General features: G+C 52.1%; 12 protein-coding genes and 1 pseudogene. 6 read left to right on the top strand and 7 right to left on the bottom strand.

The window, feature by feature from the left end; translation table 11 throughout:
* Positions 1-68 precede the first annotated feature (68 nt).
* Both nlpD and rpoS read left to right on the top strand, forming a co-directional pair.
* Entirely contained in the window at positions 69-1,151 is a 1,083-nt protein-coding gene (nlpD, locus tag OGY67_RS07690) for a murein hydrolase activator NlpD (RefSeq protein ID WP_286573829.1), read from the top strand.
* Between the two features lie 62 nt (positions 1,152-1,213).
* Complete coding sequence (gene rpoS, locus OGY67_RS07685; RefSeq protein WP_000081498.1) at positions 1,214-2,206, top strand: RNA polymerase sigma factor RpoS; 993 nt, start codon at positions 1,214-1,216, stop codon at positions 2,204-2,206.
* Positions 2,207-2,348: 142 nt separating this feature from the next.
* Here the strand turns inward: rpoS and OGY67_RS07680 are convergent, their stop codons facing one another.
* Entirely contained in the window at positions 2,349-2,753 is a 405-nt protein-coding gene (locus tag OGY67_RS07680; RefSeq protein WP_100271962.1) for a MarR family winged helix-turn-helix transcriptional regulator, read from the bottom strand.
* A 160-nt stretch (positions 2,754-2,913) separates the two neighbouring features.
* Between OGY67_RS07680 and OGY67_RS07675 the strand changes: the two genes are divergently transcribed.
* Genes OGY67_RS07675 through OGY67_RS07665 form a run of 3 tightly spaced genes read left to right on the top strand, consistent with a single transcriptional unit; the run spans position 2,914 to position 5,181 of the window.
* Positions 2,914-3,507, top strand: coding sequence for a non-oxidative hydroxyarylic acid decarboxylases subunit B (locus tag OGY67_RS07675; RefSeq protein WP_057068062.1), 594 nt, complete (start codon positions 2,914-2,916; stop codon positions 3,505-3,507).
* Positions 3,507-4,934, top strand: a complete 1,428-nt coding sequence (locus tag OGY67_RS07670) for a non-oxidative hydroxyarylic acid decarboxylases subunit C (RefSeq protein WP_003825816.1) — start codon at positions 3,507-3,509, stop codon at positions 4,932-4,934. The genes OGY67_RS07675 and OGY67_RS07670 overlap by 1 nt, the downstream gene beginning before the upstream one ends.
* Positions 4,935-4,944: 10 nt before the next feature.
* The gene (locus OGY67_RS07665; RefSeq protein WP_008785668.1) at positions 4,945-5,181 is read left to right on the top strand and encodes a non-oxidative hydroxyarylic acid decarboxylases subunit D; all 237 of its coding nucleotides are present in this window, start codon (positions 4,945-4,947) and stop codon (positions 5,179-5,181) included.
* A gap of 92 nt (positions 5,182-5,273) precedes the next feature.
* Here the strand turns inward: OGY67_RS07665 and mutS are convergent, their stop codons facing one another.
* From mutS to OGY67_RS07650, 3 genes are all read right to left on the bottom strand, one after another.
* Entirely contained in the window at positions 5,274-7,841 is a 2,568-nt protein-coding gene (gene mutS / locus OGY67_RS07660; protein WP_048236664.1) for a DNA mismatch repair protein MutS, read from the bottom strand.
* Between the two features lie 206 nt (positions 7,842-8,047).
* Positions 8,048-8,560, bottom strand: a complete 513-nt coding sequence (locus OGY67_RS07655; RefSeq protein ID WP_003825820.1) for a YqeJ family protein — start codon at positions 8,558-8,560, stop codon at positions 8,048-8,050.
* The gene (locus tag OGY67_RS07650) at positions 8,560-9,345 is read right to left on the bottom strand and encodes a winged helix-turn-helix domain-containing protein (RefSeq protein ID WP_212024978.1); all 786 of its coding nucleotides are present in this window, start codon (positions 9,343-9,345) and stop codon (positions 8,560-8,562) included. The genes OGY67_RS07655 and OGY67_RS07650 overlap by 1 nt, the downstream gene beginning before the upstream one ends.
* 455 nt (positions 9,346-9,800) lie before the next feature.
* Here OGY67_RS07650 and OGY67_RS07645 point away from each other — a divergent pair, with 455 nt between their 5' ends.
* Positions 9,801-10,406, top strand: coding sequence for a helix-turn-helix domain-containing protein (locus tag OGY67_RS07645; RefSeq protein WP_008785664.1), 606 nt, complete (start codon positions 9,801-9,803; stop codon positions 10,404-10,406).
* 41 nt (positions 10,407-10,447) lie between these two features.
* Here the strand turns inward: OGY67_RS07645 and OGY67_RS07640 are convergent, their stop codons facing one another.
* From OGY67_RS07640 to OGY67_RS07630, 3 genes and pseudogenes are all read right to left on the bottom strand, one after another.
* Positions 10,448-11,821, bottom strand: a complete 1,374-nt coding sequence (locus OGY67_RS07640; RefSeq protein WP_008785663.1) for an HlyD family type I secretion periplasmic adaptor subunit — start codon at positions 11,819-11,821, stop codon at positions 10,448-10,450.
* Positions 11,808-13,856: pseudogene (locus tag OGY67_RS07635) on the bottom strand (type I secretion system permease/ATPase); the annotation flags it as partial. The gene OGY67_RS07640 and the pseudogene OGY67_RS07635, both read right to left, overlap by 14 nt.
* Before the next feature lie 22 nt (positions 13,857-13,878).
* Positions 13,879-14,576 (bottom strand): IS1-like element IS1B family transposase gene (locus OGY67_RS07630; RefSeq protein WP_095033700.1). Its coding sequence is split into 2 segments (ribosomal slippage): positions 13,879-14,327 and positions 14,327-14,576, totalling 699 coding nucleotides; the frame shifts between segments, so codons are not numbered across the junction.
* Positions 14,577-14,631: the final 55 nt, after the last annotated feature.

The following is a 14,631-nucleotide window of genomic DNA, read 5'->3' as shown; positions in this document are numbered from 1 at the left end:
AACCAAATTTTCCTGGGGGATAAATGAGCGCGGGAAGCCACAAATTTACCGTTCGCCGCATTGCGGCATTGTCACTGGTTTCATTATGGCTGGCAGGTTGTTCAAATACCTCGAATCCACCTGCACCGGTCAGTTCCGTTGATGGCGGTGCATCAACGAACACCAATTCCGGCATGCTGATTACGCCTCCACCAAAAATGGGCTCGACGTCGACAGTACAGCAAACGCCACAGATCCAGCCGGTGCAGCGTCCGACCACACAGTCAACACAGATCCAGCCTGTTGCGGAACAGCCTGTGCAGATGGAAAACGGTCGTATTGTGTACAACCGTAAGTATGGGAACATTCCGAAAGGTAGCTATACGGGCGGCAGTACCTATACTGTTAAGAAAGGCGATACCCTTTTCTATATCGCCTGGATTACCGGGAACGATTTCCGTGATCTCGCACAACGCAATAACGTTCCGGCCCCGTATGGCCTGAATGTCGGTCAAACTCTGCAAGTGGGCAACGCGTCGGGTACACCGATTACTGGTGGTAATGCTATTACCCAGGCGGATGCAGCACAGCAAGGAGTTGTGACCAACCCTGCACAAAATTCCACCGTTGCTGTTGCTTCGAAACCAACAATTACGTATTCTGAGGATTCAGGTGAACAAAGTGCTAATAAAATGTTGCCGAACAACAAGCCTGCTGGGACCGTTGTCACAGCGGCTGTAACGGCTCCAGCAGTTAGCGCAACCGAATCAACTGCAAGCTCAACGTCAACCAGCTCGCCAATCTCTACCTGGCGCTGGCCGACTGACGGCAAAGTAATCGAAAACTTCGCGGCTACTGAAGGTGGCAATAAAGGGATCGATATTGCAGGCAGTAAAGGACAGGCTATTGTCGCGACCGCAGATGGACGCGTCGTATATGCCGGTAACGCACTGCGCGGTTACGGTAATCTTATTATCATCAAACATAACGATGATTACCTGAGTGCCTACGCCCATAACGATACAATGCTGGTCCGGGAACAACAAGAAATCAAGGCGGGGCAGAAAATAGCTACCATGGGTAGCACCGGAACCAGTTCAACACGCTTGCATTTTGAAATTCGTTACAAGGGGAAATCCGTAAACCCGCTGCGCTATTTACCGCAGCGATAATTCGGCGGAACCAGGCTTTCACGTGCTAGTTCCGTTAGGGATCACGGGTAGGAGCCACCTTTATGAGTCAGAATACGCTGAAAGTTCATGATTTAAATGAAGATGCGGAATTTGATGAGAACGGAGTAGAGGCTTTTGATGAAAAAGCCTTGAGTGAAGAGGAACCCAGTGATAACGACCTGGCTGAAGAAGAGCTGTTATCGCAGGGGGCCACACAGCGTGTGTTGGACGCGACTCAGCTTTACCTTGGTGAGATTGGTTATTCACCACTGTTAACAGCCGAAGAAGAAGTTTATTTTGCGCGTCGCGCACTGCGTGGGGATGTCGCTTCTCGCCGTCGCATGATTGAAAGTAACCTGCGTCTGGTGGTGAAAATTGCTCGTCGTTATGGCAATCGTGGTCTGGCATTGCTGGACCTGATTGAAGAGGGCAATCTGGGACTGATCCGTGCAGTCGAGAAGTTTGACCCGGAACGCGGGTTCCGCTTCTCAACATACGCAACCTGGTGGATCCGCCAGACGATCGAACGGGCGATTATGAACCAAACCCGTACGATCCGACTGCCGATTCATATTGTAAAAGAGCTGAACGTCTATCTGCGTACCGCGCGTGAGTTGTCGCATAAACTGGACCACGAACCGAGCGCAGAAGAGATTGCTGAACAACTGGATAAACCGGTTGATGACGTCAGCCGTATGCTCCGACTCAACGAGCGTATTACCTCGGTAGACACCCCGCTGGGTGGCGATTCCGAAAAAGCGTTGCTGGATATTCTGGCCGATGAAAAGGAAAACGGCCCGGAAGACACCACGCAAGACGATGATATGAAACAGAGCATCGTCAAATGGCTGTTCGAACTGAACGCCAAACAGCGTGAAGTGCTGGCACGTCGTTTTGGTCTGCTGGGGTACGAAGCTGCGACACTGGAAGATGTGGGCCGTGAAATTGGTCTCACCCGTGAACGTGTTCGCCAGATTCAGGTTGAAGGTCTGCGTCGTCTGCGTGAAATCCTGCAGACTCAGGGACTGAATATCGAAGCGCTATTCCGCGAGTAAGCACAAGTTCTATCAAGAAAGGCCAGTCTCATTGGGACTGGCCTTTTTCTATGTTTGTTGCCTGATGGCACTGCGTTTATCAGGCCTACGGGGAGCAGGACTTTGTAGGCCGGATAAGACATTTATGTCGCCATCCGGCAGATTAGTTCATCATCTTACGCACCAGACGTGTGAACTGCTCGCGTTCTTCTTCGCTAAGTCTGCCCAGAAACTCATCATCCACGCTATCGCCTAACGGAGTTGCGCTGGCCAGTAATGCTTCTCCTTGCGCGGTCAAATAAACAAACCGTCGACGCTTATCTGCCGGGTCATGTTCACGCCTGACCAGCTCCCGTTTTTCCATTCGGCTCAGCATTTCCGCAAGGGTTGCCTTGGTACAGACTGCGGCTTCGGTCAGGGCGACCTGCTCAATGCCGGGACGTTCAGCAATGGCGCGCATCACCGCATACTGTGGTTTGGTCAGGTCCGGTAATTCATGTTGCCAGCGGGACGTATGCTGCTGGAAGAGCTGACGTAAAAGGTGAAATGCTTTATTTCGTAACGGCATGAGCGCTCCGGAATTCCTGTCAGTCTCTATCATAGCGGGTTACGCATCTTTTTTTAACAATTGCGGCTTTAGCGATCTGTGCTCGATGGCCTTGCCCGAAATGTTATGTGAGAGTATTTTAATCAAAATGTTCGTACACGAACAAAAATCGAGAGACTAAATGAGACTGATTGTCGGAATGACCGGGGCAACCGGTGCGCCCCTTGGTGTGTCGCTATTGCAGGCGCTGCGGGAAATGCCCGAGGTGGAAACCCATCTGGTGCTGTCAAAGTGGGCCAAAACCACTATTGAACTGGAAACACCGTACAGCGTCCGTGATGTGTCTGCGTTGGCCGATTATTGCCACAACCCGGCGGATCAGGCAGCGACCATCTCCTCTGGATCGTTTCGTACTGACGGCATGATCATTATCCCCTGCAGTATGAAAACCCTGGCCGGTATTCGTGCAGGCTACGCGGAAGGGCTGGTGGGGCGCGCTGCTGATGTGGTGCTGAAAGAAGGGCGCAAGCTGGTTCTGGTTCCGCGTGAAATGCCGCTTAGCACGATTCATCTGGAAAACATGCTCGCACTTTCCCGCATGGGCGTGGCGATGGTCCCGCCGATGCCCGCGTATTACAACCACCCGCAAACGGTCGATGACATCACTCAGCATATCGTTGCGCGTGTGCTCGATCAGTTTGGTCTGGAACACCCCAACGCCCGTCGCTGGCAGGGTTTACGGCAGGCGCAGAATTTTTCACAGGAGAATGAATAATGGCATTTGATGATTTGCGCAGCTTTTTACAGGCGCTGGATGACCAGGGGCAATTGCTGAAAATCAGTGAAGAAGTTAACGCTGAGCCGGATCTGGCTGCGGCAGCCAATGCGACCGGGCGCATTGGTGACGGTGCGCCAGCGCTGTGGTTTGACAATATTCGTGGTTTTACCGATGCCCGCGTGGCGATGAACACTATTGGTTCGTGGCAGAATCACGCCATCTCTTTAGGCCTGCCGCCAAATACCCCAGTGAAAAAACAGATTGATGAGTTTATTCGCCGTTGGGATAAATTTCCGGTTACGCCGGAGCGTCGCGCCAATCCGGCGTGGGCTGAAAACTGTGTTGATGGTGATGAGATCAACCTGTTTGATATTCTGCCGCTGTTTCGCCTGAACGATGGCGACGGCGGTTTCTATCTTGATAAAGCCTGCGTGGTGTCGCGCGATCCGCTGGATCCGGACAACTTTGGCAAACAGAACGTCGGCATTTATCGTATGGAGGTGAAGGGCAAACGCAAGCTTGGCCTGCAGCCGGTGCCGATGCACGATATCGCGCTGCACCTGCATAAAGCCGAAGAGCGCGGTGAAGATCTGCCGATTGCCATCACGCTGGGTAACGATCCGATCATTACCCTGATGGGGGCCACGCCGCTGAAGTACGATCAGTCGGAATACGAAATGGCGGGAGCGCTGCGTGAAAGCCCGTATCCGATCGCTACCGCGCCGCTCACCGGCTTTGACGTGCCATGGGGTTCAGAAGTGATCCTCGAAGGGGTAATTGAAAGCCGTAAGCGTGAAATCGAAGGGCCGTTTGGCGAGTTTACCGGACACTATTCCGGTGGACGTAATATGACGGTCGTGCGTATCGATAAAGTCTCTTATCGTACCAAACCTATTTTTGAATCGCTGTATCTGGGGATGCCGTGGACGGAGATTGACTACCTGATGGGGCCAGCAACCTGCGTACCGCTGTATCAACAGTTGAAAGCCGAATTCCCGGAGGTGCAGGCGGTGAATGCCATGTATACCCACGGTTTGCTGGCAATTATCTCCACCAAAAAACGCTACGGCGGCTTTGCCCGCGCGGTGGGGCTGCGCGCAATGACGACGCCGCATGGCCTGGGTTACGTGAAAATGGTGATTATGGTTGATGAGGATGTTGATCCGTTCAACCTGCCGCAGGTGATGTGGGCGCTGTCTTCGAAGGTCAATCCGGCGGGCGATCTGGTGCAATTGCCGAATATGTCGGTGCTGGAGCTTGATCCGGGTTCCAGTCCGGCGGGGATTACCGACAAGTTAATTATTGATGCGACCACGCCGGTTGCGCCGGATAACCGTGGGCACTATAGCCAGCCGGTATGCGATTTACCGGAAACGAAAGCCTGGGCAGAAAAACTGACCGCCATGCTGGCCAACCGTAAATAAGGAGTAGCAGATGATTTGTCCACGTTGTGCCGATGAACATATTGAAATGATGGCAAACTCGCCGGTAAAAGGTATCTGGACGGTATATCAGTGCCAGCATTGTCTATACACCTGGCGTGATACTGAGCCGCTACGCCGTACCAGCCGCGAGCACTACCCGCAAGCGTTTCGCATGACGCAGAAGGATATTGATGACGCACCGATGGTGCCGAGTATTCCACCGCTACTGGCAGAAGATAAGCGCTAATCAACACGCCGGGTGCGGCTTTGCCTTACCCGGCCTACATATAGTGATATTTTATAGGCCCGATAAGCGTATCACTATCGGGCATTACGGCGTTACACCAGACTCTTCAACCGGTAGATCCACTCCAGCGCCTGGCGAGGCGTTAGCGAATCCGGGTCGAGATTTTCCAGTGCTTCAACGGCGGGCGACGTTTCTTCCGGAGCTGACAGGAGCGACATCTGTGTGCCGTCGACCTGGGTCGCAGCAACATTCGGCGCGATGCTTTCCAGTTCGCGCAGTTTTTGCCGCGCGCGTTTAATAACCTCTTTCGGCACGCCTGCCAGGGCTGCTACTGCCAGACCATAGCTCTTGCTCGCCGCACCATCCTGTACGCTGTGCATGAAGGCGATGGTATCGCCGTGCTCTAACGCATCAAGATGCACATTTGCTACGCCTTCCATTTTCTCCGGTAACTGAGTCAGTTCGAAGTAGTGGGTGGCAAACAACGTTAATGCTTTGATTTTATTGGCCAGATTTTCCGCGCACGCCCACGCCAGCGACAGGCCGTCGTAGGTGGAGGTGCCGCGTCCAATCTCATCCATCAGCACCAGGCTGTTCTCGGTGGCGTTATGCAGAATGTTGGCGGTTTCGGTCATTTCTACCATGAAGGTGGAACGACCGGAGGCCAGATCATCCGCCGCGCCCACGCGGGTAAAGATGCGGTCGATAGGCCCGATCTCCACTTTTTGCGCCGGAACGTAGCTGCCGATGTAGGCCAGCAGCGCAATTAACGCAGTCTGGCGCATATAGGTACTTTTACCCCCCATGTTCGGGCCGGTGATAATCAGCATCCGTCGCTGAGGCGAGAGGTTAAGTGGGTTGGCGATAAACGGCTCGGTCAGCACCTGTTCAACCACCGGATGACGTCCCTCGGTAATACGAATACCAGGCTTGTCGGTGAAGGTCGGGCAGGTGTAATTCAGGGTATAAGCGCGTTCCGCAAGGTTGACCAGTACGTCCAGTTCTGCCAGCGCGCTGGCGCTTTGTTGCAAATCAGCCAGGTGCGGCAACAGCATGTCGAACAGCTCATCGTACAGCTGTTTTTCCAGCGCCAGCGCTTTGCCTTTTGATGTCAGAACTTTGTCTTCGTACTCTTTCAGCTCCGGAATAATGTAGCGTTCGGCGTTTTTCAGCGTCTGGCGACGCACATAGTTAATCGGCGCCAGATGACTTTGCCCGCGACTGATCTGAATGTAGTAGCCGTGAACGGCGTTAAACCCAACCTTCAGCGTATCAAGGCCGGTGCGCTCGCGCTCACGGATTTCCAGTCTGTCCAGATAGTCAGTTGCGCCATCAGCCAGCGCTCGCCACTCGTCCAGTTCTTCGTTATAGCCGGGGGCGATGACGCCACCGTCGCGAACCAGCACAGGTGGAGCTTCCACTACGGCACGTTCCAGCAGTTCACGCAGCTCAGCAAACTCACCCATTTTCTCGCGCAGCATCTGTACGGGGGCACTGTCTACGCTTTCCAGTTGTGCGCGCAGTTCCGGTAATTGCTGGAATGCATGACGCATACGGGCCAGATCGCGCGGACGCGCGGTACGCAGGGCCAGACGTGCAAGGATACGTTCAAGATCGCCGACCTGACGCAGCACGGGTTGCAATTCACCGGTGGAATCCTGTAGCGCGCCGATGGTCTGTTGGCGTTCAGTGAGGACTCTGGTGTCGCGGACCGGCATATGCAGCCAGCGCTTGAGCATACGGCTGCCCATCGGCGTCACGGTGCAGTCGAGTACTGAAGCCAGCGTGTTTTCAACGCCGCCCGCCAGGTTCTGGGTAATTTCCAGATTGCGGCGCGTGGCGGCATCCATAATGATACTGTCCTGCTGACGTTCCATGGTGATGGAACGAATATGCGGCAGCGAGGTACGCTGGGTATCTTTTACGTATTGCAGCAGGCAGCCAGCCGCGCATAATCCGCGCGGGGCGTTTTCTACGCCAAAGCCAATCAGATCCCGTGTGCCAAACTGCAGGTTTAGCTGCTGGCGAGCGGTATCGATTTCAAATTCCCATAGTGGACGACGACGTAATCCGCGACGTCCCTCAATCAGTGAAGTTTCAGCGAAATCTTCGGCATACAACAGTTCAGCGGGATTGGTGCGCTGCAATTCTGCGGCCATGGTCTCGCGGTCGGCGGGTTCGCTAACACGAAAACGCCCGGAGCTGATATCCAGCGTGGCGTAACCATAACCTTTACTGTCCTGCCAGATAGCGGCCAGCAGGTTGTCCTGGCGTTCCTGTAACAGTGCTTCATCACTGATGGTGCCTGGCGTGACGATACGCACCACTTTGCGCTCGACCGGACCTTTGCTGGTCGCCGGATCGCCAATCTGTTCACAAATAGCGACGGATTCACCCTGGTTGACCAGCTTGGCGAGGTAGTTTTCTACCGCATGGTGAGGAATGCCCGCCATCGGGATTGGCTCGCCCGCAGACGCGCCGCGTTTGGTCAGGGAGATATCAAGCAGCTGAGACGCACGTTTCGCATCGTCATAAAACAGTTCGTAAAAGTCGCCCATGCGGTAAAACAACAGTATCTCCGGGTGCTGGGCTTTCAGCTTGAGATACTGCTGCATCATTGGGGTGTGGTTCGTGAAGTCCGTATCAAGTGACTCTTTCATATCGCTTTTGCTCTTTTTTTAATCTTTTTGGGTACCAGGGGAGTCTCATGTGAGCCCCTGGAAACTCACATAAACCCACAAATTTGTCATTCGAAAGCCGCCTGAAGGGCAGTAACGACGAGCGTTGGCTCGGCCTGAATGGTCTATCTTATCACCGACAACGACTGAGATTCATCCGTAGGTTTTGCCGCCAGAACGCTTATTGATTATTCATTTTCCGGCAAAGCATAATTCTGGCAGTACAGATAGGGGATCCCCTCTTTGGTAATCAGGTATGTCGCGCTGTTCAGCGCAAAAAAATCGACGTTGGATACGCTGGTGTTGGTCAGGAAAAAGTCGGGGAGGAGTTCCTGAATAAGGCTGGCGGGAGCCGTTTCTCGATTGGAAATTTGGATTTTCTGTGAAATCCAGACCGGGCTTGAGCCGTAGCTGGATTGTGTAAAAAGTACCATGCGTTGCACGGTTTGCTCATTATTTTCGGCATCTTTGATAATACCATCAATATTCACAATACCTTTACTGCCCCCGGTTTTAATATCAATAATCCCTCGGAACGAGCTTGTATTGCGTACAATTTCGATGGCAGAGCGGCAGGTGAGATCATGTAACTCGCCATTGTTCTTACTGTACCGATAGACGACAGTAAGAATAAGCGCAGCAAAACAAAGCAGCAGGATAATGCCTGTCTGGATGCGGGACGTTCGGGGATATAAGTTCATTAGCTATCATACCGTGGGTAATATACCGACTGACAGGCATTTTCTTGCCTGGCTTTTATCGGTGAGCGACACACCAGTACGGACAGTTTCTTAGACTCAGGATAGGTCGTGATATAGATAAATTTATGGCTCTGACACAGTCCTGGGTTTTTGTCGATAAACGCGGTATGCCGGGAGAAATTACTGGCATCGTTATTGAAATAATACTGACAGTCAGTGGGTGCTTTATCCGTAGTGATATAGCCGGAGAAATAATCATCGCTGGCTTGCCACGGATATAATATCAGCACACAAATTATCAGGGTAAGTGCCAACATTACTGTTTCTGCAGCCGTTATCAAAGGTTGACGCGGTCTGTCAGCCAAAAATTCCTCAATGGTGGCATCTGGCGCTAAGGATTCTTCAGCAGAAGCTGAGTTCTCCTCCGGTGTTTCAATGACCTGAATATCAAACTCTTCTTGAATGATCAGCCCTTTGCGGGGGATCGTTGTGATCAGCGGTTGTTCAAGCTCCAGCTGCAGTAAGCTTTTACGCAACGAGAGAATGCTTTGATAAAAGGCGTTGAAACTCACCTGCCGGTGATTTTTACCCCAACCGAATTCCAGTAATTCGTTTTGAGAAACCACTTGCCCGCGATGTTGAATAAGTAATAAAAGACATAACGACGCTGAGTGTTTGAGTTTTATCCGCTGATTGGGGTGATCTACCCGCGCCAGACATTGTGTGGCTGGCGTAAATATTATTCTATTTTCAATCAGATAACTGACATTGCCAGTCTCAGACATATTGTCTCTACTCTTGATGATGCGTCTGGTGGTTGTTTAGTCATGATACCACTGAGCCTATAAAGACCACCAGCATGGACCTGATCCCACAGCGAGAACCGCGAAGTGTTGCAAATTGGTATCATGATATAACAAGAATGATAACTTTTTAATGAAAATAAAACCCATTAAAATCAATTGATTGTGTCTTTTTGGCTACTTTGTAAAGAACAGAAAGATGAAAAAATGTCGACAAAGATGATTGCCATTAATTCTTTATGGACAGCGCCATATACTGCATGGCACCACCACGCGAAAACAGCATGAACCTTAACGCGTCAATGGCACCAGGGAATGCCGGTGGTAGATGTAGATGGGAATAAATGTCAGCTTGTTTGCGAGCTGACATTTATTTTTAGTGCCGAGTAAATTTAACCATCTTTTTGACTAAGCCATAATTTGCGGTAGAGAGTCCCATGTTCCAGAAAGAAATTGAAAATGCTGTAGTGCTCGTTGGCGATGAAATGAAGAAGTCGGATAATGCCTGGCTGTCGTTACGTAAAAAACGTCAGCGTATTGATTTGAAGACCGATGGACAAATCTTATTTCTGGAGAAAGGGACTGTCTCTGTTTATCGTGTGGAAAACGATTTAGTCACCGTGAGTATTTCTGCACCTGCTATTCTCGGCCTGCCACAAATGCGTACGGAAGTGGCTGGTCACTATTTACGTTGTGATACCGATTGTGAAATGTGGGCGATGAGCGTCCAAAATGCCGATCACCTGTTTACGACCAAAAACTTATGGAAGCAGGCGTTTGATATCTTAACGCATCATCTTCAACGTTATTTTCAGCGTGAGGCGTTGCAGTCGCACCGCACTATACGTGAGCAGATTATTGAACACGTGAAATATATCTGGTCGATGGAGCCAGAGGTTCGCGAGAAAACATCCGTGTATACTTTTATTTTGACCCGTAACCATATTTCACGTAGTGCCATCCATAAGGTGTTACAGGAGCTGGTTAATGACGGGAAAATCACCCTGAATCGTGGAAAGCTCTCTTTTTGCACGCCGTTATAAATTCATGCGCTCCCCGGCAAAATGTAAGGGAGCGCAACCGATCAACGTTCTCTGAGTGCTTCCGCGCGTGCGCGAATAATCGGTTTTAACAGGTAGCTCAGAATCGTTTTCTTGCCGGTGAGAATATCGACGCTCGCCACCATGCCGGGAATGATCAGCATCGGATGCTCTTTTGTTCCCAGGTAATTTTTATCCGTCTGCAAACGCACAATATAAAAGCTTCGCCCCTGCTTATCGGTAACGGTGTCCGGGCTTATCTGCACTACTTCGCCTTGCAGACCGCCATAGATGGTGTAATCGTAAGCGGTAAATTTCACCATCGCATGTTGACCCGGATGGAGGAAGGCGATATCGCGCGGCTGGATTTTGGCTTCGATTAACAGTTTGTCATCCAGCGGAACGATTTCCACCAGATCGCTGCCCGGTTGAATGACGCCGCCGATAGTATTCACCATCACCTGCTGGACGATACCCCGCACCGGTGAGGTGACCATGGTACGGTTCACCCGATCCTCCAGTGCTTTAACGCTTGCCTGGGTTTTACTCAGATTGGTGCGAGCTTCATTGAGTTGGGCCAGCGCATCGCTCTGGAAACGGCCACGGCTTTCACCGATTTTATTCTCAATCTCTTTAATTTCTGACGTAGCCTTGGGCAGCGACAGGCTAATAGAATTGAGCTGCCCGGCGGTTTCCACTTCGGTACGACGCAGTCGCAGCAGTTCGACTTTTGAAATGGCGCCTGAAGCGAGCAGCGGCTCGGACATTTTGATTTCCTGACGGATTAACCCGAGGCTGTGCTTAAACTGATCCTCCTTTGACTCAAAGTCGCGCAGTTCCTGTTTTTTCTGCACCAGCTGTTCTTCGAGCCCGGAAATTTCGTTGTGAAATTGTTCCCGGCGGCTGTTGTACAGCTCGGTTTCTCCCCGGGCGACTTCCGGCGCCTGGCTGGCTATCTCGGGTGAAATCACAAAGTCCCGGTTTTCAACTTCCGCCGTCAGGCGTTCTACCTTGGCGCGCAGACCGAGTTTGTCGGCTTCAGTTTCACCCACGTTGGAGGCGAAGCGCGTGTCATCGAGGTGCAGTAGTGGAGTTCCGGCGTTAACGATTTGCCCTTCATGCACGTACAGCTCGGTGACAATGCCCCCTTCCAGGTTCTGGATTTTTTGCAGTTTTGATGAAGGGATCGCTTTGCCTTCACCGCGTGTCACTTCATCAATTTTTGCAAAACCAGCCCAGATGAAGGACAGCGCCACCAGCGCGAGGATCACCCACAACGTCAGTCGTATCACTCTTGGGGCGTCATCAATTATGGCCTGACTGACCTCATTAATACTGTCGGTTTGATTTTCATCACGACCGCGAAAATAGTGCTGCATATAGCTGCGGGCACGAGTCAGGAGATCAGCGAGACGCATTAATTTGCCCCTTTTTCAACGCATCCATCACTACCCCTTTCGGACCGTCTGCGATGATGCGACCTTTATCAACAATAATCAGACGGTCAACCAGCGACAGCATGGAAGCGCGGTGCGTGACCAGTAATAACGTTTTTCCCGCAATACAGGGGGCCAGCGCGTGTTTGATCTTCTCTTCGCTGGTGTTGTCCATCGAACTGGTGGGTTCATCCAGTAGCAGGAGAGGGGGATCAAGCAACAGTGCGCGCGCGAGCGCCACCGCCTGCCGTTGCCCACCGGAAAGCTGGGAGCCGCGTTCGCCTACCTGCAGGTTATAGCCGTCGGGATGCAGGCGTGCGAATTCGTTGACGCCAGCCAGTTCTGCCGCTCGCAGCATGGTTTCGTCATCGACATAGCGCGCTCCGCACAGCAGGTTATCGCGCAGCGTGCCGTTGAATAGCTGGATGTCCTGTGGCACGTAGCCGATGCTGTGGCGCAGATCGTTCACATCCAGTTGACGAGAGTCGATACCATCGATCAGCAGGTTCCCGGCGCTCGGCTGGTATAAATTGACGATTAGTTTACTCAACGAACTTTTACCGGAACCGCTGCGCCCGATAATGCCGATGCGCTCACCGGGCTGAATGGTCAGGTTAATTTTGTGCAGCGACAGGTTTTGTTGCTCCGGATAGCTGAAATCCACATCGCGAAATTCAATACTGCCCTGTAACTGTTCACGCTTGAGTGGGTTTTCATCCGCACGGCGCTCCTGCGTCAGCGACATCATTTTCTCAGTGTTTTTGATGGTCAGTTTCGCCTGCTGATAGCGGGCGATAAGGCCAGTGAGCTGACCCAGCGGCATGAGTGCCCGGCCGTTAAGCATGTAGCAGGCGATCAAGCCACCCATACTCAGTTTGCCGTCGATAATCATGTACACCCCGACGATGATCATCACCACGCCTGAAATTTGCTGGAACCAGCCGGTAAGGTTGCTGGCCAGGCTGGACAAGGTTTTCACCCGCAGTTCGAGACGGCTCAGGCTGCCCAGCGTTTGTTCCCACTGGAACTGGCGTTCGCTTTGGGCATTATTCACTTTGATGGCATCCAGACTGCTCAGGGTTTCAATCAGTAGCGCCTGACGTTCGCTGGCGAGGCTCATGGTTTTTGCCACAGCAGCGTTGACCGGCTTTTGTAGTGCCCAACTGCACAATAGGGCAATCGGTAATGTCAGTACCGGGATCCATGCCAGCGCGCCGCCGATAATGCCAATAACAATCAGCAGTAACAGGGTGAAGGGCAAATCGATAATCGTCGTCAAAGTGAGGGATGAGAGGAAATCACGCAGTGACTGAAACTCGTGAATGTTTTGTGCAAAGCTGCCCACGCGTGCCGGGCGCTCTTTCATCTCCATACCGACAATGCGCTCAAACAGGGTCGAAGAGATGATGAGATCGCTTTTCTTACCTGCAATATCAAGGCAGATACCGCGCAGCATTTTTAAAATCAGATCAAAGACAAAAGCCAGGCAGATGCCGACTGCCAGCACCCATAATGTGACCGTTGCCTGGTTTGGCACGACGCGGTCATACACATTCATGGTAAAGAGCGGTGTGCCGAGCGCAATCAGGTTGATTAACAGACTGGCCAATACCGCATCCATATACAGAAAACGCGACAGCTTCAGCGTGTCTTTAAACCAGGATTTGGTACGCGGCAGAAAGGCCTCTGCCTGCAAATCGAATTCGTGGCGCGGATGCGCAAAAATGACTTTGCCCGCATAGTTTTGCTCAAGCGTGGCGGCATCAACGCTAATTTCCCCACCTTCGCTTTCGCTGGGCATAAAGCGGGCGCTGCCGTCATCGTTCCATGCCAACAACACCCCGGTTCCCCCTGCGTTCAATAACAAGACAGCAGGCAGAGACATTGCCGGAATTTTATCGAGCGTGCGTGTGACGACTCGCGCCTTTAAACCGGCCCTTGCCGCTGCGCGTGGAAATATATTCAGCGTGAGCCGATCGTTTTCTAATGGCAGGCCACTGCTTAATGTTGAACGACTCGCCGGTGGTAATGACTCCAACTTATTGATAGTGTTTTATGTTCAGATAATGCCCGATGACTTTGTCATGCAGCTCCACCGATTTTGAGAACGACAGCGACTTCCGTCCCAGCCGTGCCAGGTGCTGCCTCAGATTCAGGTTATGCCGCTCAATTCGCTGCGTATATCGCTTGCTGATTACGTGCAGCTTTCCCTTCAGGCGGGATTCATACAGCGGCCAGCCATCCGTCATCCATATCACCACGTCAAAGGGTGACAGCAGGCTCATAAGACGCCCCAGCGTCGCCATAGTGCGTTCACCGAATACGTGCGCAACAACCGTCTTCCGGAGCCTGTCATACGCGTAAAACAGCCAGCGCTGGCGCGATTTAGCCCCGACGTATCCCCACTGTTCGTCCATTTCCGCGCAGACGATGACGTCACTGCCCGGCTGTATGCGCGAGGTTACCGACTGCGGCCTGAGTTTTTTAAATGGCGGAAAATCGTGTTGAGGCCAACGCCCATAATGCGGGCGGTTGCCCGGCATCCAACGCCATTCATGGCCATATCAATGATTTTCTGGTGCGTACCGGGTTGAGAAGCGGTGTAAGTGAACTGCAGTTGCCATGTTTTACGGCAGTGAGAGCAGAGATAGCGCTGATGTCCGGCGGTGCTTTTGCCGTTACGCACCACCCCGTCAGTAGCTGAACAGGAGGGACAGCTGATAGAAACAGAAGCCACTGGAGCACCTCAAAAACACCATCATACACTAAATCAGTAAGTTGGCAGCATCACC

The organism is Citrobacter sp. Cpo015 (genome assembly GCF_030333035.1).
In the GTDB taxonomy this organism is placed as follows: Bacteria; Pseudomonadota; Gammaproteobacteria; order Enterobacterales; family Enterobacteriaceae; genus Citrobacter; species Citrobacter portucalensis.
The sequence above is the reverse complement of the archived record's forward strand: the minus strand, read 5'-3'. Positions and strand labels throughout refer to the sequence as shown.